At 50.7% G+C, this 24645-nt stretch carries 19 protein-coding genes; 5 read left to right on the top strand and 14 right to left on the bottom strand.

Going from position 1 to position 24645, the window contains the following annotated elements; genetic code table 11:
* Window positions 1-11: 11 nt before the first annotated feature.
* Genes M1D70_RS02020 through M1D70_RS02010 form a run of 3 tightly spaced genes read left to right on the top strand, consistent with a single transcriptional unit; the run spans window position 12 to window position 2358 of the window.
* Window positions 12-887 (top strand): GGDEF domain-containing protein, encoded by an 876-nt coding sequence (locus M1D70_RS02020; protein WP_009593830.1) that lies wholly within the window; start codon window positions 12-14, stop codon window positions 885-887.
* Between the two features lie 39 nt (window positions 888-926).
* Window positions 927-1070, top strand: coding sequence for a hypothetical protein (locus tag M1D70_RS02015; protein ID WP_009593808.1), 144 nt, complete (start codon window positions 927-929; stop codon window positions 1068-1070).
* Window positions 1063-2358 carry a glycosyltransferase family 2 protein gene (locus M1D70_RS02010; RefSeq protein ID WP_009593812.1) on the top strand — a complete coding sequence of 432 codons (1296 nt, stop codon included), beginning with the start codon at window positions 1063-1065 and terminating at the stop codon, window positions 2356-2358. Before M1D70_RS02015 ends, M1D70_RS02010 begins: the two co-directional genes overlap by 8 nt.
* A 128-nt stretch (window positions 2359-2486) precedes the next feature.
* Here the strand turns inward: M1D70_RS02010 and M1D70_RS02005 are convergent, their stop codons facing one another.
* A complete protein-coding gene (locus M1D70_RS02005; protein WP_009593828.1) occupies window positions 2487-2714 on the bottom strand; it encodes a DUF896 domain-containing protein in 228 nt (75 codons plus the stop codon).
* A 328-nt stretch (window positions 2715-3042) separates the two neighbouring features.
* On the opposite strand from M1D70_RS02005, the gene M1D70_RS02000 reads away from it, so the two are divergent.
* Together M1D70_RS02000 and M1D70_RS01995 are read left to right on the top strand one after the other, a co-directional pair.
* Window positions 3043-4398 (top strand): sodium-dependent transporter, encoded by a 1356-nt coding sequence (locus M1D70_RS02000; protein ID WP_456288988.1) that lies wholly within the window; start codon window positions 3043-3045, stop codon window positions 4396-4398.
* 156 nt (window positions 4399-4554) lie between these two features.
* The gene (locus M1D70_RS01995) at window positions 4555-5031 is read left to right on the top strand and encodes a hypothetical protein (protein ID WP_456288987.1); all 477 of its coding nucleotides are present in this window, start codon (window positions 4555-4557) and stop codon (window positions 5029-5031) included.
* Between the two features lie 95 nt (window positions 5032-5126).
* On the opposite strand, the gene M1D70_RS01990 is transcribed toward M1D70_RS01995, so the two are convergent.
* The 13 genes from M1D70_RS01990 to M1D70_RS01930 form a co-directional block, all read right to left on the bottom strand.
* On the bottom strand, window positions 5127-5852 hold the full coding sequence (locus M1D70_RS01990) for an ABC transporter permease (RefSeq protein WP_009591301.1): 726 nt from the start codon (window positions 5850-5852) through the stop codon (window positions 5127-5129).
* Window positions 5849-6697: an ABC transporter ATP-binding protein gene (locus M1D70_RS01985; RefSeq protein ID WP_009591298.1), complete on the bottom strand. Its 849-nt coding sequence runs from the start codon at window positions 6695-6697 to the stop codon at window positions 5849-5851. Before M1D70_RS01985 ends, M1D70_RS01990 begins: the two co-directional genes overlap by 4 nt.
* 163 nt (window positions 6698-6860) lie before the next feature.
* Window positions 6861-8183, bottom strand: coding sequence for a LytTR family transcriptional regulator DNA-binding domain-containing protein (locus M1D70_RS01980; RefSeq protein WP_456288986.1), 1323 nt, complete (start codon window positions 8181-8183; stop codon window positions 6861-6863).
* A gap of 232 nt (window positions 8184-8415) precedes the next feature.
* Window positions 8416-9552, bottom strand: coding sequence for an acyltransferase family protein (locus tag M1D70_RS01975; protein ID WP_456288985.1), 1137 nt, complete (start codon window positions 9550-9552; stop codon window positions 8416-8418).
* A 100-nt stretch (window positions 9553-9652) separates the two neighbouring features.
* A complete protein-coding gene (locus M1D70_RS01970) occupies window positions 9653-10306 on the bottom strand; it encodes a response regulator (protein ID WP_036671807.1) in 654 nt (217 codons plus the stop codon).
* Entirely contained in the window at window positions 10285-15387 is a 5103-nt protein-coding gene (locus tag M1D70_RS01965) for an AAA family ATPase (protein ID WP_456288984.1), read from the bottom strand. The genes M1D70_RS01970 and M1D70_RS01965 overlap by 22 nt, the downstream gene beginning before the upstream one ends.
* 786 nt (window positions 15388-16173) lie before the next feature.
* On the bottom strand, window positions 16174-17481 hold the full coding sequence (locus M1D70_RS01960; protein ID WP_456288983.1) for a glycoside hydrolase family 76 protein: 1308 nt from the start codon (window positions 17479-17481) through the stop codon (window positions 16174-16176).
* Complete coding sequence (locus tag M1D70_RS01955; RefSeq protein WP_456288982.1) at window positions 17463-18287, bottom strand: glycoside hydrolase family 76 protein; 825 nt, start codon at window positions 18285-18287, stop codon at window positions 17463-17465. Before M1D70_RS01955 ends, M1D70_RS01960 begins: the two co-directional genes overlap by 19 nt.
* 75 nt (window positions 18288-18362) lie before the next feature.
* Window positions 18363-19253, bottom strand: a complete 891-nt coding sequence (locus M1D70_RS01950; protein ID WP_456288981.1) for a carbohydrate ABC transporter permease — start codon at window positions 19251-19253, stop codon at window positions 18363-18365.
* Window positions 19254-19280: 27 nt separating this feature from the next.
* A complete protein-coding gene (locus M1D70_RS01945) occupies window positions 19281-20201 on the bottom strand; it encodes a carbohydrate ABC transporter permease (protein ID WP_456288980.1) in 921 nt (306 codons plus the stop codon).
* A gap of 41 nt (window positions 20202-20242) precedes the next feature.
* Window positions 20243-21523, bottom strand: a complete 1281-nt coding sequence (locus M1D70_RS01940; protein WP_009593953.1) for an ABC transporter substrate-binding protein — start codon at window positions 21521-21523, stop codon at window positions 20243-20245.
* Between the two features lie 59 nt (window positions 21524-21582).
* On the bottom strand, window positions 21583-22866 hold the full coding sequence (locus tag M1D70_RS01935; protein ID WP_009593898.1) for a glycoside hydrolase family 125 protein: 1284 nt from the start codon (window positions 22864-22866) through the stop codon (window positions 21583-21585).
* 399 nt (window positions 22867-23265) lie between these two features.
* The gene (locus M1D70_RS01930; protein ID WP_009593942.1) at window positions 23266-24429 is read right to left on the bottom strand and encodes a GntR family transcriptional regulator; all 1164 of its coding nucleotides are present in this window, start codon (window positions 24427-24429) and stop codon (window positions 23266-23268) included.
* Window positions 24430-24645: the final 216 nt, after the last annotated feature.

The following is a 24645-nucleotide window of genomic DNA, read 5'->3' as shown; positions in this document are numbered from 1 at the left end:
TAGGGACATTCATGAAAAAATCCACCCCTTTACGTCGCGTCGAATTCGGTTATTTTCTGCTGATTGCTCTTGCCGTCGTCCAGCAGGCGTTATTATTTTGGCACATCCATGTAAACCAAAGTTTTACTTTCATGGAATTTATGTTTAGCATCGGCTCGTTGGCCGCTTTGCTTATCGGCTTCTTCCTGCCGGTCGGCGTTTCGACGGTCGCCGTTTTTGTTTATTTGGTCACGTATTTCGTCTGGTTGTCCACGCTGGCTCCGATCCATGCGCTCACGCTGTCCTGGATTTTGCTGCTGCCCGCCAATACCGCCATTGCCGTCTTCATTAAGCTGGCTCTCGTGCGAAGCCGTAGATTTATCCGCCGTCTCGAGCAGCTCAGGAAAACCAACCCGGACATCGACATTGACACCTCGCTCGGCAGCAAGGAGGCTTTTGAAAGCACGCTGGTGAAGCAAGCGAATCTGGCCCATCGGTATTCCGATCAATACGGCTTCTGCATTATGATGTTTAAGCTCGATTTCCTCCCCCTGACCAGGGAAAACGTCGGCTCCCACCGCTTTGCCAAGCTGATTGTAGAACTGTCCAATACGATTCAGAAGCAGATCCGTTACGAGGACTATAAGTTCTCCATCGGCGAAGGGCGGTTTATCATTCTGTGTCCGCTCACCAAGCCGGAGTACCTCAAAAGCCTCATGGACCGCATCAAAGTCGCCATGATGAACGTCCCTTTCCGGGATAAAAAAGGCATGTCCCTCAAGCTAGTGGTCCGAGCCGGCGGCCTCGTGTTCCAGAAAGAGCAGTTCAGCCGATATGAACATATCGATGACGTCATTTCCGCTTTAGAACGAAATACCGAAACCGACCTCATCGGGGAGTATATCTAACGAAGTGATCATCACCATGAAAAAGGAGGCTTGCAGCCGATGTCGTATACCCATTGGTTTATCCCTCTCTGCATCGGGGTCAGCATCGTGTTCTCCATCGCCATCATCATCCTGACGATCGCAACCTTAAGCTTCCGTTCGAAAATCAAACGAAAGTATGATCGGGGGAAGTTCAGTGACTGACTTTTTCCTCGTTATCTCCATCATCAGCATATGGATTGCCGTACTGGAGTCAATTATTATCATGGCCGGTGCCATCGTGTTCATTCATAAACAAAGCCGGCAGAAGCTGGTGAATCCCGGCAATTTGGAGGATTACCCCACCGTGACGGTCATGGTCCCCGCGCACAATGAGGAATTGGTCATCCAGGCAACGGTCGAGCACATTTTACAGATGAATTACCCTCACCACAAAATGCAGCTGATTGTCATCGCCGACAATTGCAAGGATCAAACGGCCGAGCGGTTAAAAGCGCTGAAAGCGAATGAGCGTTACCGGAACCGCAACTTTGTGATCCTGGAGAGAACCGGAACCGGCGGCAAATCGGGCGCTTTGAACGACGCGCTCAAGCAGGCAACGGGCGAATGGATCTGTGTTTACGACGCGGACGCCGCTCCTGAGAAAAATGCGCTGTTGTTTCTCACGCAGAAGGCGATGGAGCAGCCCGAACGCTACGGGGCCGTCTTCGGGCGCAACAAGGCCCGTAACCGCGGGCAGAATTTCCTGTCCCGCTGCATCAATCTGGAGCTGGTGACCATTCAGCGCGTGCATCATACCGGACTGTGGCAGCTGTTTAAGCTGGGTACCATTCCCGGCACGAACTTTATCGTGAAAACCGCGCTCATTCAGGACATCGGCGGATGGGATGAGCATGCGATCACCGAAGATACCGCGATTTCGTTTCAGATCCTGACAAGGGGACAGCTGATTGCGCTGGCTCCCCAAGCCGAAGCTTATCAGCAGGAGCCAGAGGATCTGAAGGTGTACATGAAGCAGCGCGAACGCTGGGCCAAAGGCAACTACAGCGTCGTCACGGATAATATTCGTCATCTGTTCGACCGGAGCAGCTGGCGGATTAAGCTGCATGTGCTGTATTACGCGGCCAGTTACTTCTGGTTTATGATTGCCATCATCATCTCGGATATTATATTTATCGCCAATATCGTGTATCAGATCATCGCGCTGTTTAATCCGGCCGTCGTCTCCCCTTTCCGGTTTGAAGGGGATGTCTACATGTATCTCGTCATTGCCTGGGCCTTAATGTATTACATCTACGTCCTGCAGATTAACCTGGCGCTCGCAACGGACATCGGCCAAAGCACCACGCGCAACTTCATTCTATCCTGCGTGTCGTACTTCACCTACGCTCAGCTGTTCCTCGTCATATCCATCAAGGCGTTCTACTCCATGATCGTGGACAAGATTACGGGCAGGGAATCCAAGTGGTATAAGACGGAGCGGTTTGGATAGAGAGCCGCACTTCACTTATATTTGGTGTTAGAAAAATAAAGAAGGGATCGCCATGTTATTGGCGATCCCTTCTTCTTGTTTCACTATGTTTACCATGCTGCGTAATAGCGTTGCATCGTCATGGCTATTCAATTTTCCTTCCAGTTCTTTTGCTCATTGCGAAGTTTCTCAGGTGTCACGTCATTACCGGCGGGATCCACGATGCTTAATCCCGAAAAGGTGCTCAGCACCTGTCCGCGAATTTCGCGCAGATATTCCGTGCGCAAAACTTGCTGTTCGGCTCTTTCCGCAGCAGTGAGCACTCCTTCCCGCTGTTTTTGTGCCAATTCGTTAATCCGGGTTAAGCTTTGGATCATGATATCCCTCTTTTCCGTTATTGGTTTGTTTATTTATCTTAATTTAAAGATATATTATTTAAAGGTATCTGTCAACCCCCGCGAAACCTTCAATTGCATCAGGCGTTTTTGTGATTTTTTCCCTATCTAAAGTCCCTTCCTTTCCTTAAACTTGGTGTTTAAGGTTTAATTATTTACAAATCGTGGTTAATGTTAGTATTGAAAACTTGGTGTTGGCAGCATAATACAAATGCAGGTCTTGATCCGTTAGGAAAAATTGCTTATGCCTTTCTGGCAGAACATGAAATATAATAGAGGAACTTAACTTTAAACAACTGGGGGAACATCTATGAAATCTCAGCTCAACAACCCAGCTTCACCGGGGAAAAGCGATCGTTTTTCCTCTGCTGGATTCATTCTGGCCGCGATCGGGAGCTCTGTCGGCCTCGGAAACATGTGGAAGTTCCCGTACATTACGGGAGAACACGGCGGCGCAGCTTTCTTTCTGCTCTTCATCATCTGCCTTATCATAATCGGTTTGCCCGTCCTGCTGGCGGAGCTTGCCATCGGACGAGCCGGCCGCGGGAGTGCCGCGACTTCCTTCGTTAAAGCGGGCGGACCGAAAGTCTTCGGGCAGCTTGGATTGCTCCAGGTTATCGCGCCGTTTCTCATCCTGACCTTCTATGTCATTGTGGCAGGCTGGACGCTTCATTATGCGGTCATGTCGTTTAGCGGTAATCTGTACAACAATACGGATTTCGGCGGTCAATTCACTGGGTTTACGGAAGGCTATATGCCGATTATATGGCAAGTTGTCGCTATTGCGATCACGGGCTGGGTAGTAGCTAAGGGCATCTCCGGCGGAATTGAAAAATTCAACAAGGTTCTGATTCCTGGCCTGATCATCCTGTTAATCGTTTTAATGATCCGCGCGGTAACCTTGCCAGGGGCCGGAGCAGGCGTATCCTTCTTCTTGAATCCGGACTTCTCGAAGCTAAGCCCGGAAGCGGCGCTCGTCGCGCTGGGACATGCCTTCTTCTCCCTCTCGCTGGGGATGGGGATTCTGTTGACCTACGGGGCTTATGTCGATAAGCGGCAATCCCTTGGTCCGGCTACCCTCGCCATCGGCGCTGGCGACCTGATCTATGCATTTATTGCCGGGCTTATCATATTCCCGACAACCGCTTCGTTCGGGATCGAGCCGAATGCCGGCCCTTCCCTTGTCTTCATTGCCCTGCCGGCCGCCTTCTCGGCCATGCCGCTGGGCGCTTTTTTCGGAGGATTGTTCTTCGTCCTTCTAGCCATCGCCGCTTTAACGTCCGCGGTCTCCTTGCTGGAGGTTCCAACCTCGTATGTCATGGACCGCTGGCATTGGGGACGCACCAAAGCCGTTGTGGTTATCAGCGCACTGGTTCTGCTGGTCGGCTTACCCTCCGCGTTGTCATTCGGCATCGTGCCCGGGCTTACCGATATCGGCGGCAAAAATTTCTTTGATTGGCTGGATTTCATCACATCCAACATTCTGCTTCCAATCGGTGGCCTGATCACCACCATCTTCGCGGGATACTTCTGGAAGAAGGCGGCAGATGCCGCTGGTCTGAAAGCAGGCTGGTTCCGGGTGTGGCTGTTCATGCTCCGTTATATTGCGCCGGTTCTCGTATTACTGGTGCTGCTTCATACCACGGGCGTTATCACATTCGAATAATCATGCTCTCGGCAGCCCCTTGGCCTTCCCGGCCCAGGAGGCTGCTTTTTCTATTGGCTTGGCTGCCGGACGCGGAGATGGACGGAACGCTTGCAGATTGGCACACCTTCCTTGAAGCGGATCATATACTATCCTAAAAGGAGGTGTTTTCTCTCCATGCCGATTCAATTGTTGGACATGCGTCTATCCGTCCATATGCCAATGTGGGCCAGCGACAGTGAACCCATCGATAATTCCGAGCCGCTTCTTATCGGAGATATCGGACTTCAAACGATCCCGGCGCTTGGAACGGTCAACGTCACGGACGTGCGCGTATGGCTGTCCGGCACGGTTTCCTTGTTACGTCCGCCCACAACCGAGGCAGAGCCTTCCTCCATGACTCTATTGATTGAGCGCGACGGCAGCGGAACGCCGGGTTCCGGAACGATCATTTATGAGCAGGTCGTCGATCCCGGGAACCTCTCATTCAATATGTTTCCCATCTCCCTGACGGCCGGTGATACCCCTCCCGCCGCGGTCGTTAACCAAGGATTGATCCGTTATACTCTCTATATAGCCTCCCCCGGCGAAAATTCACTGCTGCTCAGCGGACCGGTCTCCTTCAGCGGCATTGCGGTCGCCGGATCCGGTTGAGGCGAAGTTTGAACGGCAAGAAGGTCTTCCCCGGTTCGCTTTGGGAAAGACCTTTTTTAATTGGATCTAATGGCCGGTACCGACGACAGCCAGGGCTATCGATCGAATCTTTTACGGCTGTACACCGCGGCAGCTGCAACGATGGAGATGACCGTCCACCCTGCACAGATCAGCAGATCCTGGGTCATTTCGCTGATAGCGGCACCTTGGCTGACGCTGCCCATCACATCGATAAACTTCTGCGTAGGCAAGTAATTCACGATGCTCATGATCCATTCATTGCCTAACATGGGAGCGAACATCGGGCCCATAACGAAGACAATCAGTACCGGCAAACCGATAATGGAGGACTCCTGTACGGTACGAGACATCAAGCCGATGATTAAACCAAGCGCAATGAACATGATGAGCGAGACGAGAATCAACAGGGACGGAATTCCCCAGTTGACCTCCGGCACCTCCGAAACGGCCACCGAAGCGATCACCGCGATCAGGGTCAATACGAAGGTGAGGAAGCTTTTGCCCATCAGAATCTCGGTAGTGCTCGCAGGCGAGAGCATCAATACGCGCAGGGTATGCTTTTCCTTCTCTTCAGCCACCATCATCGCCAGCACGAATGCGCCTGTCATCGATAAGGCGAGTAATATCGGAAAGCTCAGGATCATCATGTCATCGCCCTTTGTCCCGTCGCTCCCCATCTTGCTGAACAGGAAGGCAAACATGATCGGCATTCCCATCATCAACAGAATTTGCGGGTTACGGATACTATCTTTCCACTCTTTGTTTATTATGGCTTGCAGTCTTTTCATGGAAAATGTCATTGCAATTCCCTCCCGGTCATTTTTACGAAAATATCGCCTAACGTCGGTTCATTGGAATGAATCGATAACAGCCTGCCTTCCTGAATCCATTGTCCGATGCGCCGCGCGCTCTCTTCATTCTGCTGCAGCACCCGCTTGCCCTCGCCCTTCACCAACACCGTCATCGATTGATCGGCATGCGCCAGGCGTAGCTGCTGCGGGGTATCGATCGCTTTGATCACGCCATCATGGATAAAGGCCACGCGATCACAGAGGCTCTCCGCTTCCATCATATTGTGGGTGGTCAGAAAAATGGTGGTTCCTTCCCGATTCAATTTCCGCAGGCCCTCATGAATATGAAGGGTGTTAACCGGGTCCAACGCTGACGTCGGCTCGTCCAGGAATAGCAGATCCGGCTTGTGAAGAATAGCACGTGCCAGCATCACTCGCTGTTTCATCCCTTTGGAGAGCTTTTTCACCATCGTCTGACGATCATTGGCCAGATTAACCTCTTCCAACACCTCGGCAATCCGTTTCGATTCCACGTCATACAGCCTGCAGAACAGTTCCAGGTTGTCTTGAATGGTGAGTCTTTCATATAATGCGCTGTTATCGGTCAGTATGCCGATCCGGCGCTTATGGCTGGCATCGTTCATTTTATGTATAGGTTGACCAAACACCTTCACGGTGCCGGAGGTTGGAAGCAATTGGGAAGTCAGGATCTTCACCGTCGTTGTTTTGCCGGATCCGCTTGGACCCAGGAATCCGAATATTTCGCCTTGATGAACATTAAATTGGATATGCTGTAACGCGCTCTTGTTTCCGAACGCTTTCAGCAGCTGATTGACTTCAATGATTGGTTGCACGTTTGATCCATCCCTTCGGGTTGTCGTTGTCGCCTTACACCCTTCATGTTAAGGTAACGTCGAAAACACCGCATTATAATAGGGATGAAAGGAGGATATCCGCCATTGAAGCCTGCGATATCAGCTGTGAACGGAGCAAACATTCGGATGAATGCAACGCAAATCAAATGCCAATGATCTTTTTTAACTCATCGTATTTGCCTTTGGATAACGGGATGGAGCTCTTGGAATGGTCGTCCAGAATTAAACTGTAGCTGTTCCGTGTCCATGTGATGACTTCGCGGACCTTCTGCAGGTTCACCAGGTACGAGCGGTGACAGCGATAGAACCCGAACCCCTTGAGTCGCCCTTCCAGATCGCTTAACGACATGGAGCAGGCATAGACCCCTTGGAGAACATGAAGATTCGCGACGCCTTCATGGCTCTCGATATAATCAATTTCTGTCGGATCAAACAGAATCAGCTTGTCCCCCAACTTGGCCGGAATCTTCTCGAAGCGTACGGGCTGGACGAAGGCCGGCACTTGAGCTCCCATGGGAACCGGTTGCGCTGCAGCCCTGGCTTCATCAACGGATTCTGAAGAATGCGATTGATCAGATAAAGCGCTTAGCTGGGCGGATTTCAGCGCAGCTTCGTTGGATTCCGTTTCTGTTGCGGTCTTAGGCGCAGTTAACGGAACCCGTGCTCCTGTTTCTTGAGATACAGTCTCCGTGGCAGCCTCAGCGGGCACCCTATTTTCAGTCCGGGAATCTGCTGCGGTATAACGTCTTTCCTGCTCCTCGGCCTCTATTGAATGGAATGGCTCTTGATCTCCATCCTTATCGCCAAGGGGCTCGAGTTCTTCTTCCGCCGTCTCCAGCTTTTTGAACCCGGCATGGCTATATAGATACACATCATTGGTTATCGATATGGCCTGCTCCAGCACCAGGGTCGTGATGACGATCGCTTTGCCTTCCTCTATCAGAGCCGGTATCAGATTACGAATGATATAACTAGTCTCTAAATCGACATTTTGCTCCGGGTCTTCCATGAACAAAACCTGCGGATTATGTATGAGTGCACGTGCAATGGACAATCGGCGCAATTCCGACGGCGTCAACTGCGACACCCGGCTATTTTGCTTCTCGGTTAGTCCTAACCGCTGCAATAACAACTCCATGTCCGGCTTCGTCTCATAGAGACGAGCATAAAAATGGAGAAATTCACGGACCTTCAGACGCTCGTATGCCGCATCCGATAACAGCTGAATCCCTATTTTTTCTCTAAAACTCCGAGTATGATCCGGTGTCAGCGCCTCTCCCTGAATCCAGATGGAACCCTCCGATATCGGTGTCTGCCCGATCATGGCGAGCAGCAATTGATGTCCTAATTCGTGATTGCACTGAATGACGACGCATTGACCTGCGCTCACCTCAAGGTTGATGTGTGGAATTAATACGGTACTGCCGGATGTCTTCTGCACGTGTCGTAGCTGTACTGCGTTCATCTGATTTTGCATCCCCCTAGATTGTTGATTCAACAGTCCTATTTTAATGGAATGATTTGGGTGAAACTACTATTTATTTCGGATCATTCGCTAGCAGATGCTATTTCCCGAGAAATAATGACAAGGGATAACCATAAATGAAACAAAAAAGGACTTCTAATTTAAGAAGTCCAGGTTTCTTTACTTTACATATTAAGTCAATAAATACATTTAATTTACATAAAATTGACCATCAACTTGTCTTCATAATCACTCCTGTTTCTGCAGGAATATCTTTTTTTTTGATCCGTAACTTTAATTGACCTGTTAGCCATTGCTCTATAAATTGATAGGATAGATGCGAAACAACAATGGATAAGAAAAGGGATAAGACTGCATACATCGCAAAAGACAAAGATGAACTGCCAATCATACTACTAAGTTTAGGAACAAAGATTTTTAACGCAAACATAACCATCGTATGCCACATGTACAAGCTATAACTGATCCTGCCTAAATAAATCATAAAACCGGTACGAAGAACGCGAGATAATAACCCATATTCCTTAATGATTGGAATAAACAACAGGAAGCTTAACAGGAGAGCAACAGCGATTGGCACAGTAAATATATGATAAGCGACATACATGAGAATGAAACATATCAATCCATTGAAATAAAAAATCTTATTAGGCTTCGACCTATTTCGCAGCTTATTTTGACATATAAAGAGCAGAACACCTACTGCAAAAAACAAGAAATTACTGTGATAAACCACAATGACTATGCTCAACCCGATAACTAAAGCATACAGAACCCATTTTGAAACTACAGAAAGTCTCTCATTACGATAAACAAACCAAGCCAAGCCCGCAATAATATAAAAAAACAACTCATAACTTAATGACCATGCAACAATTTGCGCGATAGGCAAAGGAAAAATGCCGGGAAGTAACAGTGTATTCGTTATGAAGTTAGTAATATAATCTACGAATCCAATGCCATCCATCCATTTGTATCCGATAAAGGGACCTACAGCGAAAATAATGATGTGGATCGTAATATACACGGGATAGATACGCCAAATACGATTAAGAGCAAATTGCCCCAATGTTCGCTTGTTCAACAGACTTTGCGTAATTAATAATCCACTGATCACGAAAAATAAGTTAACTGAGATAGGTCCGGCATAGTTGATCCAATACAGAGGGGATTCCTTTGCAACCTCCGGCAGATATCCTTCTAGTATGGCTGAACCGAATATGTGATAGATAACGACAGATAATGCAAGCAGACCTCTAAGCCCTGTCAAAGATTGGTTTGTACCTTTCATTTCTAATTCCTTTTCAAAAAATGGAAGTATGACTCCGTCCGAAAGATTCGTGTTCAACGGTATCGCCTTAATTATTACTTCTATTGATTAGTTTAGCAAGAATAAAAACAATGGTCACAAGTAAAAGCTCAACTGGTGAATTCTCGTATACCAATGTTCACAGCATCGCCTGAAGCCGGACGATAGCCTGCGCCCGATCGACAACCTCCAGTTTACTGTAGAGATTACTAATGTAATTACGGGCTGTGCCTTCCGCAATGTGCAGCATATCTGCGATTTCCCGGTTGTTCAACCCTTGGACCATCAGTCTCGCCAGTTCTTCTTCCCTTTCGGTCAACCGGATCCGATCCAACCGATTTTTTCGCAAACCAGAATGCCCTTCTGACATTCTGTTCATTCTTGCCGCCAATTTAGCGGCAACCGGAGCAGGAAGAATGAACTGTCCCGCAATCGTATCCCGAATCGATGCAATCATTTTATCCGCATCCATATCCTTTAGCATGTATCCGTTCGCTCCGTGCGCCATTCCTTCTACGATGTAATCCGTCTCAATGAACGTAGTCAAAATAAGAATAAAGATGTCCGGATGGCTCTGTTTTATATGCTTCAGCGCTTGGATTCCATCCATGACGGGCATTTGAATATCGAGCAGTACAAGTCTGGGTTGGAGGGCATCCGCCAATTCACAAGCCTCTTCCCCGTTCTTGGCTACCCCTACAACCTCCATGTCGTCTTCCAGATCCAGTATCGTCCGTAGCCCTTCGCGTGTTAACAGCTGGTCGTCAGCCACTACAATCGTGATTTTTTCCATTCCTTTTCCCCAATCCATTGCTTTTGGTAAGGCAAATTAATCCGAAGCAGACAACCTTGATCAGGTCTGGAATCCACCGTCAAGCTGCCTCCCAATTGTTCAACGCGTTCTCTCATTGTTTTCAGTCCAAAACCATTAACGATTGTGCGAGCCCCGATACCTTGGTCTTGAAGCCTGAACTCAAGCTCCGACCCCACGAGCATCAGATTAAAATGGAACACCTTGCTTCCACCATGTCGTATTCCGTTAGTTAATCCCTCCTGCAGCGCATGATAAATCGTCTTCTTACATGCTGCAGACAACCATTCGGGCAAATCATGGATAGACGCATGGATGGTAACTCCCGCGTTTCGCTCTGTATCCCGGATTAACTCCTGAAGCATATTGGGAAGATGGGCATACTTGTCCTCCTTTAACATGTGTACCGAGCCCCGGATTTCATTGAGGCTGTGGCGCACCAAATCCTGTGCCTCGTTCAGCCGCTGAACCCCGGCTTGCATATCCTTATGAAGCAGCCTTTTGCCTGCTTCAATCTGCAGAATCGTCGAAGTAAGCGTATGCCCAACAATGTCATGAATTTCTTGCGCGATACGATTCCGTTCCTCATATACAGAGGCCTCAGCCAGTGCGGCCGATGTTTCCCTCATCGATTGCTCCAGACTTCGCGTTCGCTCTTCCACTTGAAGCTCCAGATTTTCCTTCAAATATTGAATCCCGGTATACAGCTTGGCATTTTTGATCGAAATTGCGCATTGAGAGCCTAGCAATTTCAATATATCGAGCCGCTGGGGCGTAAATACGCTTCTCGATAATTTATTTTCCATATATAGAACGCACGTCAGTTGATTCTGATGGATAATCGGTAGACACAGCACCGATTTCAACCCTTTGTTCCTGACATACGTATTGCGTACAAACATTCCTTCATTAGATGCGTCATGGAGAACAATGACCTCCTGCGTTCTGGCTGCATAACCGACAATGGGGGCAGGTACGATTTCGGATTCCTCCCCCAACGGCACGGACTCGATCCGGATATCCGCTGATGTGCCCCAAGCCTCAATCGTCCATTTACTCTCATCGTCGAAAATAACCGCCCCATACTCCGCGCCCGCATTGTGCAGCATAATCCGCATCAGCGAATCCAACAGCCGACTCATCTCCACTTCGCCCGATAAAGCCTGGGCGGACATCATGACAGAGAGCGTATCCACGCGTTCCAATCCAGACTCAGGCCTCAATTGCAGCAGATGAGGGTGCTCCTGCTTAAGGACCGCAGCCTTCGCCAAAGCCCCCCACTGCACGTAAGCTTCATAAGCCTCCGTCATATATATTCTGGCCAGACGCTGCTTGCCTTGACGCAAGCCATATTTGCCGTAACACTCCGCCGCCATCGCCATATCGTGAATATGTCCATATTGACGGGCAGCCTCTATCGATTGCTCGTATAATTCCTCGGCTTGCCGGTTCCTCCGCGTCAACCGAAATATCTCCGCTTTCATCAACAAATATTTATGCTGATAATTTTCGGGGCAGCGAGCGGCGTATTCCTTCATTTTGTATAGCCGCTTGCGCAATTTCCCCATATAATCGTTCTGCACATCCAGCGGGGCTTCTTCGTAAAGCTGTGCCCATACCAGCGACTCGTAATAGTATTGAAGAATCGGATCACCGGCCGTTTTCCGCTTTTTCAAGATAATGGCTGACCTCGCTAACGCTTCATTCGCTTCCCGATACTCGCCAAACAGATACCCCGGCAAATATCGATAAATGCATACTAACTCTTCAATCATATCGAATGAATCCCCGTGAACCGACTCGGCAAACTCCGCGTCCGTAATCTGCCCGGTATCGAAGGGATCATCAGGTGATCGAACACCCGTCAACCGAATGAGAAGCGCAATAAATACTTTAAGCTGCTTGGAATGAAGATGATTATGATGTCTTAAGAAATTCCCTGAGCTTGCGATTAGCCGGTCATATATCTCACCTAAAGGATGACCAAACTGAAAGAGAGAAGCACAATTGATCAGCACGCTTTGATTCCCTTGCCATAAGTCGCCCGATTCTAACCCGATCTTGCCTACCTTCTCGGTAAATACCCCGAGCAGGGCCGGGTCGTATCGCCGCCAACTATCGGAACACAAAGTAAAGGCGGTCAGTGTTCTCACATGCAGCTGCGGATATGGTTTCGACAAGCGATAGGCGAGCATTCCCCATTTAAATGCCTCTTCATGACGAAAGCGATAATACATGAACAGGGCGTAACCCATAAACCCGATGGAGGCCTCCGGGGTTATGCCGTAACGCAGCGTCATATCGACGATCGTTAGAGTATAAGAAAGCCATCCCTTCCGATTGACATAGAACGAGGCATTGCTCATATGGACCAACGCGGATATGGCCAGCTGCCGGGACGCATCCGTCATAGGAGGCAATTGATTCAGTTCTTTCATCGAATACTTGCCTAATTTCCGCTTTAGCCGTAACCACTGGAGAGTCAATCCGATTGAACCGAAATCAGACGGAAAATCAACTTGCAGCAGCCTTAAGGCATCTTGACCTAACGAGATCACTTCCCCATAATGGTCCTGACTTGCCTTCAGATGCATCTTCAGTACACAAACCGATGCTTTGTCAAAAGGGGTAACCGCCTTCTCCATCAAAGATCGGAACAAGTCGTGGGCGAGCTGGAAATGGGCACATAAATATTCCAATTCCGCTCGTTCCCGGTTAGCCTGAAAAGCGAGCCCATAATTTGTCCCCCAGTTATCCCCGTCCGCCTCCAAATAAGCCGTTGCAAGGCGCATATATCGCAGAGCAGTCTCGTAGGCGGTCGATTCTTTTGCCTTCAAGCCTGCCCTAAGATTCAGCTCCGCCATCCTTGTTCTCTGTTCAGGTTGACGGTTCCGCTCCACAGCAAGATTCATATGATTAACAGCTTCAAATAAAGCCTCCGTACCATCTCCCTGACCGAGATTCATTCGGTCAAGGAAGAGCAAGCCGATGCTCCAATGCAAATCCGAGCGTTCTTCTTCCGGAACAAGCGTGTAAGCCACCTGCTGGATGCGGTCGTGTTGAAATTTATAGGAGCTTCGGCTGCCGTCGTTGATGAGCTGCACCAATGACATCCTTTCTGCCATCTCCAGTTCCTTCGCCAGTTTCGTTATGTGGAGCCCGGATATAACGGACAGGGTTTCCAGATCAAATCGGTCTCCGAGAAATGAAGCATAGCCGACTACAATCTTTGTGGATGTTGGCAGTACCCGCAATCGATCCGTCAGATAGGAGACCGCATTATCGGGAATGTTCATTTCGGCAATAAACGGCAAATCCCATGACCAGCTTTTGCTCGATTGATCAAAGAAAACATGGCCATGGGCAATTAAATCTCCAAGAAACTGCTTGAGAAAGAAGGGGTTGCCGTCTGTCTTCCTAAGCAAGGCAACAGCCAGCTCCGCTACATCGTCATCTTTATGACGCATGACATCCTTTAACAGCTGGTTTATATCATCCAAGGCGAGAGGCTGCAGATCGATATGATTCCGTATTATACGATCATGAGTCAAGCGGTTTTCTAATCGACGAATCAGGTCGCCATCTTGATCGCGGTAAGCCAATGCAACCAGCAGATGCTTGGTTGCTCTGTCGTCCAGAAGAAATTCCAGATATCGAAGAGATGCTTCGTCCGCCCATTGAAGATCGTCAAGAAATAGAACCAAGGGACAGTTCGGACGAAGGAACAACTGGATAAATCGGTTCATGATCAGATGAAACCGTTCCTGGGCTTCTACGGGCGGCAGCGGTTGAACAGGCGGCTGTTGGCCTATCAGCAATTCCAGCTCGGGAACCCGTTCAATCAGAATTTTCCCGTAATCCTCAACCGCTTGAAGAATCCGCAGCTTCCATACTTCGGCCTGCAGATTGCCCTCGGTCAGCAGTTGACGAATCAGTTTACGGATCACCTGAATCCAAATATCGTAAGGCTGAGCCGTCTGATGGGTGCCGAACTTGCCCCTGATGAAGAAATAGTCCATAGATGCAGCCTGATCCAGGGCTTCCATGAGAAAAGAAGTTTTTCCTATCCCCTCCGTACCGCTAACGCCAACCAGCACAACAGACCCGCTAGCCGCCCTCCGCACTGCATCCTGCAGCATCTGCAGCTCAGCCTGCCGTCCGTAGAATTGGGCCGATTCCACCCATCGTTCCGGTATATCCCGGCTTCCGAGTCGAAATGGTTCCACCTCGCCTGTATCCTGAAGCCGATTGAAACACTCCTCAAGGTCCGTTTGAATTCCGAATGCGCTGACATACCTATCGCCGGGCATCTTCTCCATGCATTTCTGTATAATATCGGACACTATTTTGGGGATGAAGGGGAATTTGCGGTGAAGAGGCTCAGGGGTACCGGCAAGATGGCGGTATACCGTATTTACAGGGTCGATATGTTCAAAGGGTAAAGTACCGGACAACCACTCGTATAATATGATCCCGAGGGAATAAAAATCGGATCGGTAATCCGGCGTCATTCCCGTTCTGCGTGTCTGTTCGGGCGATATATAAGGAAGAGACGCATCCGGCCGGCTTAAAGAAGACAGCGGGCTTTTGCCCGCTTCGGTTGAACACATACGAATATCGATCAGCTTCACTTCATAGGTGCGGGGATTGACCATCAAATGAGAGGGCGTGATTTCGTTCAGCGTCATGTTCTCTCGATGAATCCGAATAAAACAATCGGTTATGGCAACAGCCATGCGCAGGAGATCCGGAAGTTCCGGAACGTCAGAATATGCCCGCAGGAGCTGTTCCAATGTAACCCCGGCCATCTCTTTCAGGAGAAGAACCGGCCGATCTGCGATCATCTCCAAGCTGTACGCTTCCAAGGCTCCACGGCCATCCAGCTTCTTCAATACGTCATACTCGTATCGAAAAGCAGCCACCATGGCCGATTCCGGACCTGCATCGCGCGTTGTCTTGGCTAAGACGCGCAAACCGTCGATAGAACGCGAAAGTCTAAAGAGTTGAATGTCTCCATTAGTATGGATTACGTCCAATGTTTGATATCCTGGCAATTCAAACATAAAGTTCCACTCCCTGATTATATGTAAAAGCGTGTTTAATGATCGCAGGCTAATTAAGGCTATTATAGCATTCGTCATTGCCATGCTATAAATCGCAAAAAGCTCGCGGCATTTCTTTGCTTCTGATATGCAGTAGGCTCGGTTCCGCAATCTTCGACAGAACGAATGGGGAAAACAGACCTTCCCCTTCGGTGGTCTGTTCTCATGGCTTGCCGTATGTATTGACGTTGTGAACCATCTGCAACAAGCACTGCCTATTCATGACGATCGTCGTTGTTATACCGAACATATTTAATATAATGGAAGGGCAGCTCGACAAATAGTGAGTGGTGTCATTAAATTGTCATATGACATCGATCAGATTTTAGGGAGTGACAGAGGTTTGCCAAATCGCGGTGATGGTTGATGAGGGTAACCTGGGTAGGGGACTTCGGGTTCGGTCTTGATTTCAGGGTTCTCCAAGTTGAATTTATGAATGTCAATTCCTAGCTGAATACAAACGTCTTCTATTTTCAGATTAATGGACATACATCACCTCATGAACGGATATGACCTTACTTCACAGAGCATCTGAAATCATATTTTGTATCCAAGCCAGGATGTGATTTACCTCATAAATATAACGCAAGGCCCGCGCGGCCAACAGTGTGTGTTGTCATGAATATTGTCATATGACAATCATCTTGATTTGGTCGAATTGGGAATAAAATGAAGAAGAGCACGCCAATTCGCGCGCTCTTCTCCAATCATTCACAAGACGCCATCATCACTGACAGCGAATCAAAGCTATTTGCTCAACACGGCCGCAGCCTCCGTCAGCATCATTCCGCTCAGCTGCACGCTCAGTTGAACGGGAAGAGTCGGCAGAGTGTCCCAGGCAGGGCCGCATATACCAGCATCCTCAAGCATTCCCTTCTCCCACAGCGTTTCCGCGTTACACTGAACCATTCGGCGTACGGCGTCCTCTTCGGGCGCCTCTTCAAGCAGCACCAGCAGATAACGGATGAGGATGCCTTTAAACAGACCCGTGTCGTCAATGCCCTCATCGGGCAGAAGCAGGGTTTTTGGATCGCACAGCTCGAGCATGCATGCGTCAGCGGTCCGTTTAGCGTCTTCGAGATAGGACTTATTCCCCGTACAACGGTATAATTCCACTCCGGCACCGAGGAACACGCCCTGACAATACGTGAATTTCCAATCGTAATCGATCTCACCGTCGCCCAGCCGGTTCATGCCATCCCATACGAACCCGGTCGATGGATCGACAAGTCGGCTTTTATTCCATTCATAAATGCGCTTTGCCCAGTTCAAATCCTCTTCGTTTCGCTCCAAAAGATACAGCCTTGCCGCCAAAATGGCGGCAGGCGCGTTAGCCGGCGTGTTTTTGTAATCCAGCTGATCCTTCTTCCACGCCATGCCGCCCCCGCAGTGATCGTTCCAAGCGGTCTTGATGTCTTCCCACAGCGTAAGCGCCTGCTCCTTAAACCACTCGCTTCCGGTAGCCTGATGCGCACGCAGCAGCGCGAGTGCCGTCCACTCCATGTCATCGTAATAATTGTGGGTGAACGTATGGCCGTTGTACTTGTACAGGCTTCGGCTGAATGCTTCCATTCGGTCGGCGTACATCGGTTTTCCCGTGCGCTTATAAGCGTCCACCAGCACATCCAGCACATGCGCCTGCCACCAATAATAGAAATTCTCGCCTGCCGCGGCATGTTCCCGCGGAAACCATTGATCCATAATACCGCTGTCCGGGTTTGCGTAATTTCGGTACATGGCCTCCTGCAGCAGGTCCGCTCTCTTATCCCAGTTTGCCGCAGAATGCCGACCATCGCTCCCCCCAGCCTGCCCTGCCGATTCCAGTACGGCCGCACATTCAAGCAGCATCACGCCGCTCAGCTGTGAGCTGAGCTGAACGATAGCGTCAGACGTTCGGCGGCTCTTCCAATCGGTCCCGAACAACGCGCCATCTGCAGTCTTTCCCTGTTCCCATAGCCTATCAGCGTTCCGCGTCAACCACCCTGCAGCTTCTGCTGCTTCAGGCCACACCTGGATGGCTTCCGTCACATAACGGATCAGGATGCCTTTGAACAATCCGGCGTCGCCCCCCCTTCGTCCGGAAGAATGCCTTCTGCCGAATCCGCCAGCTCTACGCGCATCGCTTGAAAGGTCCGCTTGGAGTCTTCAAGATACGCCGAATCGCCCGTGACCCGAAACAGCTCGACAGCGGCTCCGATAAAGACGCCTTGGCAATACGTGAATTTCCAATCTTTATCGATGGCCCCGTCCCCGGTCCGGTTCATCCCGTCCCAGACAAAACCCGTGATAGGATCCACGAGGGCATTCTTCTGCCAAGCGTAGATTTTCCGAGCCCATTCCAGGTCCGCCGGGTTGCCGAAAGCCCGATACAGCCGTGCCGCCAAAATAATCGCAGGCGCATTAGCCGGGGTATTCTTATAACCGAGCTGCTCCTTGTGCCATGCAATTCCCCCGCCTTGAACCTCGTTCCAGCCGGTTTGAATATCCTCCCAGAGCGTCAGCGCCGCTTGCTTGTACTTCTCCAGCCCCGTCGCCTCATAGGCGCGCAGCCATGCCAGCGCCATCCATTCCATATCATCGTACAGCTCATTCGGCCATTCGCCGTTATTCCGGCGGAGCACTCCCTCATACAACTGCTCCAGCCGCTCCGCATACAACGGATCTGCCGTGCGAACATAACCGTCCACCAGCACATCCGCCGCGTGCGCCATCCACCAATAATGGAAAATCGTATTGCACGCCCCGTCCGGGCACGGCGTTTCTATATTGTACATACGGATCGAATCATTCCAGAAAAGACGTTCCAGCGCGCGCTGCGCCTCATCGGCCCTTTTGGTCCATATACCGGACACCGTTATCATTGTCGAAATCACTCCTGACATCTCAATGTGCAAGTTTCTTTTTCCATCCGTCAAGCATATCCAGTTTCCATACCGCTAGCCTTTGATCCCGCTAAATGCGATGCCCTGAATGAAGTACCGCTGCAGAGCCAGGAACAGGACAAGGATCGGCAAAATAGCCACCAGCGCCCCGGCCATCATCGGGCCGTAATCCGTCTGGAAATTGAACGAGAACGCCTGGAGCCCCATCTGGATCGTCGCCTTGTTCGGATCGTTCAGCACGATCATCGGCCACAGGAAGCTGTTCCAGCCCGCCTGAAACGTGAAGATGCTCAGGGTTGCCAGCGCCGGCTTGGTCAGAGGCAAATAGATGCGCCAAAAAATTTTGAATTCGCCGCAGCCCTCAATCCGCGCCATCTCCATCATGTCGGAGGGGAGCGTCAGGAAGAACTGCCGCATGAAAAACACCGCGAACGTGCCGGAAGCCCCCGGAAGAATGATCCCCCAGAAGGAATTCATCAACCCCATGCCGCCGCTTCCGAACAGGTCGTTGCCTCCCATCAGCGGTATATGGCGCAGCACATACACGCTCGGGATCATCGTGACGATGCCCGGGACCATCATCGCGGCCAGCAGCACGCGGAAGAGACCCGAGTTGCCTTTGAACTTCAGCTTGGCAAAAGCGTAGCCGCTGAGCGAACCGAAGAACAGGTTGAGCAGCACGCCGGTAACGGCCAGAAAGAATGAATTCCAGAAATAAAGGCCGAAGGGTACGGTTGTGAACGCCTTTTTATAGTGCTCCAGCGTGATGTCCGTAGGGAACCATTTGATCGGCATCGAGAACATATCCTCATCCGGCTTAAAAGAGGTCATCACGCTCCAGTAGAACGGGAGAAACATGACGATGGCGATCAGAATGGCACCGATATAGAAGACGCTCGCGGTAAGGATTCGCTGCCGCTTGGCCTGACTCTCAATTGCTCTCATCTCTTGTCTTCCTCCTCTAAGCCCCGATTACACAATCGATTCTTCCGATTTATTGATCTTCATGCTGATCAGCGAGAAGACCAGAATCGCCATCGCCAGCACAAAGGCCTGCGACGATGCATATCCCATCTGCAGCTGGTTAAAGCCCTGCTGATAAATGAGATAAACCGGCGTTTTCGTTGCATTGGCGGGTCCGCCCTGCGTGAGCACGAATGCCTGATCAAACAGCTGCAGCGCGCCGATAATCGACATCGTGCTGACAAGGAACGTGGTCGGCCGCAGCTGCGGCCAGGTAATGTAACGCAGGCAATCGAATTTGCTGGCACCGTCAAGACGAGCGGACTCGTACAGGTAATCCGGCACGCCCTGAAGACCGGCCAGGTAAATGATCATATTGGAGCCTACGCTCTGCCACAGCGTCATCATAATAATCGACAGCATGGCGGTATCGGTCTGAGACACCCAGGCCGGGCCCGTGATGCCGAACAGCGACAGGATCCCGTTAACGAGCCCGTATTCGGGATGCAGCATCCAGATCCAGACGGTGGCCGCCGCGACCGCCGACGTCAAGGTCGGAAGATAGTAAAACGTCCGCAGCGCCTTGACTCCCCTCGCAGCCCGGTTCAGCAGAATCGCCAGCAGAAGGGAGATCAGTACGTTAAGCGGCACGAACACCACCGCATAAATCATCACGTTAACGAAGGTTTTCCAATACAAATCATCGCCGAACAGTCGCCTGTAATTGTCCATGCCGACCCAGTCGTTCGAGCTGAGCACGTCATAATTGGTAAAACTCAGGTATAGCGCCATTCCAACCGGGATCACCATGAATACCGCAAATAACAGCATTGTCGGCATAATGAACAGGTAGCCCATCCTGGCCTGGTGTTTGCCCAGCTTCGTGACGGAAGCAGGCTTGGCGCTGACTGGCTTCGTGGCGGAAGTCATCCTCATGCTCCTTTCTGTAGCTCCTAGAATCCCCGAATGCGTTAACGGGCAACGGCATTTTCCTTCAGCTGCTTATCGCCCTGCTCCTGGCTGAGCCGAAGGGTCTCTTCGGCGCTCTGCTTGTTCTGCATGAACAGCTCCAGATTCGGAATGACGGCGTTCTCCTCCATGACGGAGTAACCCGGATGCGTCGGCCGTGTTTTGGCAAATTCAAGCGTCTCCATAAACGGAATCCATTTCGGATCGTCCGCGAAGAACGGATCTTCGAAGGCAGGCTTGAAGCCCGGCATATTCAGGCTTGTTTTGGCCCATAACACGGCATTGTCCTTGTTGGCCGTCCACCATTTGATAAACTCCCAAGCCTCCTCCGGATGCTTCGAGCCTTGCGGAATGACAAGCCCAAAGCCGCCCATAACGCTTCCCTTATCGCCGTTCGGTCCGGCCGGTGGCGGCACGATGCCATATTCCAGATCTTTGCCGTATTTATCATAGGTGCTCAGCATCCAAGGGCCGGTGTACAGCATAGCGACTTTTCCGGTTACAAACGCATCCGTTCCTTCGCCCAAGCCGTCCTCGAAACCGATCTTGTACACCTTGTCCTCATTCAGCAAACGTCCCCAGAAGTCCAATACCGCTTTGCCCTTCTCGTTGTTCACGTTCATCGTGTTGTCCGGGGTCAGCATCGTTCCGCCCGCCTGCTGCAAATACATGTTGAACAGTCCGGGATCCCCCATCGACAACCCTGCCGTTTCGAGCTTGGTCCCGTTCCACTTGGTCGTGGCTTTGGCTGCCGCCTCAAGCTCATCCCAGTTCGTTGGCGGCTCAAGCCCGGCTTCCTCCAGCATTTTCTTGTTGTAGAACAGGGCCCGCGCGTCCACCGTCAACGGCAATCCGTACAGCTTGTCATCATAGGTAAGCTCCTTCAGAGCCTCTTCGTAAAAATCCTCCTTGTTGACGCCGTCGCGCTCCAGGTATTCATCTACGGGATGAAGCACGTTCTTAGGTGCATAGAGCGCGGTCCGCCACCGGTCCCAGAACACGACATCCGGCGTCCCCCCGTTCGTGGCCGCGGTCAGAAACTTCGTCACCACGTCCTGCTGCAGGGCATATTTTACCTCGATTTTATCTTGGGATTTATTAAAAGCATCCACCATCGTTTGGATCTGTTCCTGCCCTTCTCCGCCCCAGTCTCCCCAGAAGGTCAGCACCGTTTTGCCGCCGCTGGCTTCTCCGCCGGAGGAGCCGCCGCTGCCCCCTGAGCAGCCCGCCAGAAGCCCAATCACAACTATCATCGACCATACGATCTTCCACTGCTTTTTCATTCGTTAACCCTCCCTTATGAATTCCAAGCTTGGTTCGCCGCTTCATCCCGCTGCTAGCTTTACCGTTTAACCGCGATACCGGAGCACAACAGCACCAGTTCGCAAAACATCATATTGGCCCATGAAAACCAAGGCCGGGTATATTCCTGCGGCCGATCCACATGAAACCCTTCATGCATGAGCCCGGTTCCTCCGTCCGTTGCCAGCAGCAGTTCAAGGAGGCGCTGACGCTCGGCTTCATCCTGTTCGGTCATCCCTTGCATCGCAAGCGCAATATGCCATATGTATTGATCCGGCGTATGCGGACTGCCGATGCCGGATGCAGCCGTCCCGGAGAAGTAGTACGGGTTCCGGTCACTCAAGATAAACCTCCGCGTATTCGCGTATATCGGATCTTCCGCATTTCGGTATCCCAGGTACGGAATGGACAGCAGGCTGGGCACATTCGCATCGTCCATCAGATTCATCGAACCCAATCCATCCACCTCGTATGCATAGATAGGGCCGCATTCAGGATGCTCCACAATGCCGTACCGCTGTATGCCGGCTTCGATCTGTGCCGCGAGCTCCTCTGCCGCCGCTGCCAGCTCCCGATCCTTCAGAATCTCCTCGGCAATCTCCGTCACATACCCCAGCACAACGACCGCAAACATGTTCGACGGAACCAGGTACCCGTAGGCACAAGCATCGTCGCTCGGCCTGAAGCCAGACCAGGTCATGCCGGTATATGCCGTCTGTGCTCCTTTTCCGCCACGGACCAGCGTATCCGACGGAGGGCAGCTGCTCCGCTCGAAGGTGTAAGCCGATTGCTGTTCATGGTGCTGCTCTGTCGTCCACAACTCGATTATCTGCCGCACGCCTGCCCGAAAGGCTTCGTCAAAATGGCCGGTTCTCCCGGAGTTTTTCCACAGCAGGTAGCTGAGCTGGATCGGATAACACAGCGAATCGATCTCGTATTTCCGTTCCCAAATCCACGGACTCATCTCGGTTGCATCATCCTGATGTCCCATCCCGTTCGCGGACTCATTGAACGCATTGGCATACGGATCCCGCAGAATATAGTCAAACTGGCGTCTGACCGCGCCTTGAATCATGTCGCCGATCTCCCGGTCCTCTCCAAGCACCAGGAAGGGCCTGACCTGCGCAGCCGAATCGCGCAGCCACATGGCGGGGATATCCCCGGTAATGACAAACGTCGTGCCGTCCTCCATTCGCTTCAAGGTGGTATTCCAGGTATTCGCTAGGCATCTCTCGAACATGTCGGCTGTTCGTTCCGGCTGCTTCGCCCGAACCAGATCCGTTAACCGCTTAACGGCCTCTGGCAGTTCAGTTATGGAATGCACGTGATGTTCCCCTTTCACTTGATGGAATCATGAAACCGTTATCACGAATCAGTATATTGTTATCTAGTTAATATGTCAATATATAAATTGATTTAAATGTTATACTAGGTATTGGGTAAACTCAACACTAAAGGGACGCGCTTCTAACCAGAAGAACAAAAAACCATGCGCTCACAGGTTCGTGAGCGCATGGTTTGCATGCGTGCATTATAGGGAAACCAATCACTACAGAAATTATGTTTTTTTATAATTCCTTCTTACAAGGTCCAATCCCAAAGTCATCGTTACCGGATTCGAAGCCATTATCTAATCGATATGGTGATTATCAAGCGCCGGTCACATTCCAGCGCACTATGCATCGAGGCTCTCGCCCGCTTCGCTGACGTTTTGAACCAATTTCTACGATTCCTTAACAGGACCGGTAGATGCGCCAACCACCAATTCCGCAGGCAATCTCTTCTCGACCGCAACCGCATCGTGGTTCATGATGCCCAGCACCGTCTCGATCGCCAGTCTCCCCATCTCTTCCTCGTTCTGCCGCATATGGGTGAACAAATACCCCTCGCCGATATTTAATTGCGGACTGTCGAAGCATATAATCGATACATCCTCCGGCACCCGCAAACCGAGACGTTCAGCTGCAACTTTGGCAAGCAGTGCAATATTGTACTCGATCGCAAAAAAAGCGGTAATCGACGGATGATCCTGCAAATGCTGCATGATCCGCTGAATTTCCCGTTCAATATTGCTTTCATAGAAAGCATTCGGTAACGTGGCTGTTACGTCACTGATCCAGATTTCCTTGTCAAACGCGATGCCCCGGGCGGCATGAGCCTGAACGAATCCTTCAATCCGCTCTTCCACCGCCGTCGTATCCCTCGGGGGAGGAGATAGCAGGCAAATATGGCGGTGCCCCAAATCGAATAAATGCTCCACCGCTTGCACGGCTGCCCCTAGATTATCCGTGCTGATGGAAGCAGCTGCGACTCCCTTCAGCTTGCGATCAATCAGGACCAGCGGGAAACGGGCTATGACCATCTTCAATATTTCAGCATTGAAATATTCCCCCTGCGCGGGAAATACGATAAGTCCGTTCACGCCGAGATTCCGCAGCTTCTGGATGGATAATTCCTCGTTATCCTGGTCCCCGAACGTTCTGCGCAGGACCAGAAAGCAGTCATTCTCCCTGGAATACTGCTCCATGCTGTAGATGAGCCGTGTCCCGTAACTTGAGGAAAAGTCCGTAATGACCAGGCCGATCATTTTTTCCCGGCCGGTTGCTCCGGCATCCGCGCTCTCTGAGGAGAGCGGTTCCCTGTGTACTACAGGCTCATCCGGATCGGCTACGAACGATCCCTTGCCCGGCTTGCGCACGATCACGCCTTCAGCCGCCAGCAGATCCAATGCCTTCTTGCTAGTGATTCGGCTAACTCCGTACTCATCCGCAAGTTCCTTCTCTGATGGAACTTTATCTCCAATCCGAAACATATGGGTTGAGATCTTTCGCTTCATCTCGTTAAAAATCTGTTCATACATCGGCTTCGTGGAAGCTGCATCTTTCAAATTGATATCCCTCCAACGGTACTCCAAAACCTGCTAATTTATATAACAATATAACATGATATATTTAAATTGTCCATGTTGAACGATGATCGCTCACAGATTAATGACCATCTGAACCGTCCCAACCATGGAAAAACAGCGCCACAGGATGGTCTTTCGCCAAGAAAGACTCATGCATGAGGCGCTGCCTTCTGTCGACTACCTATCCATTGCCGA

The sequence above is a fragment of the Paenibacillus sp. AK002 genome, from assembly GCF_053903045.1.
This window is presented reverse-complemented; position numbering and strand designations above follow the sequence as displayed.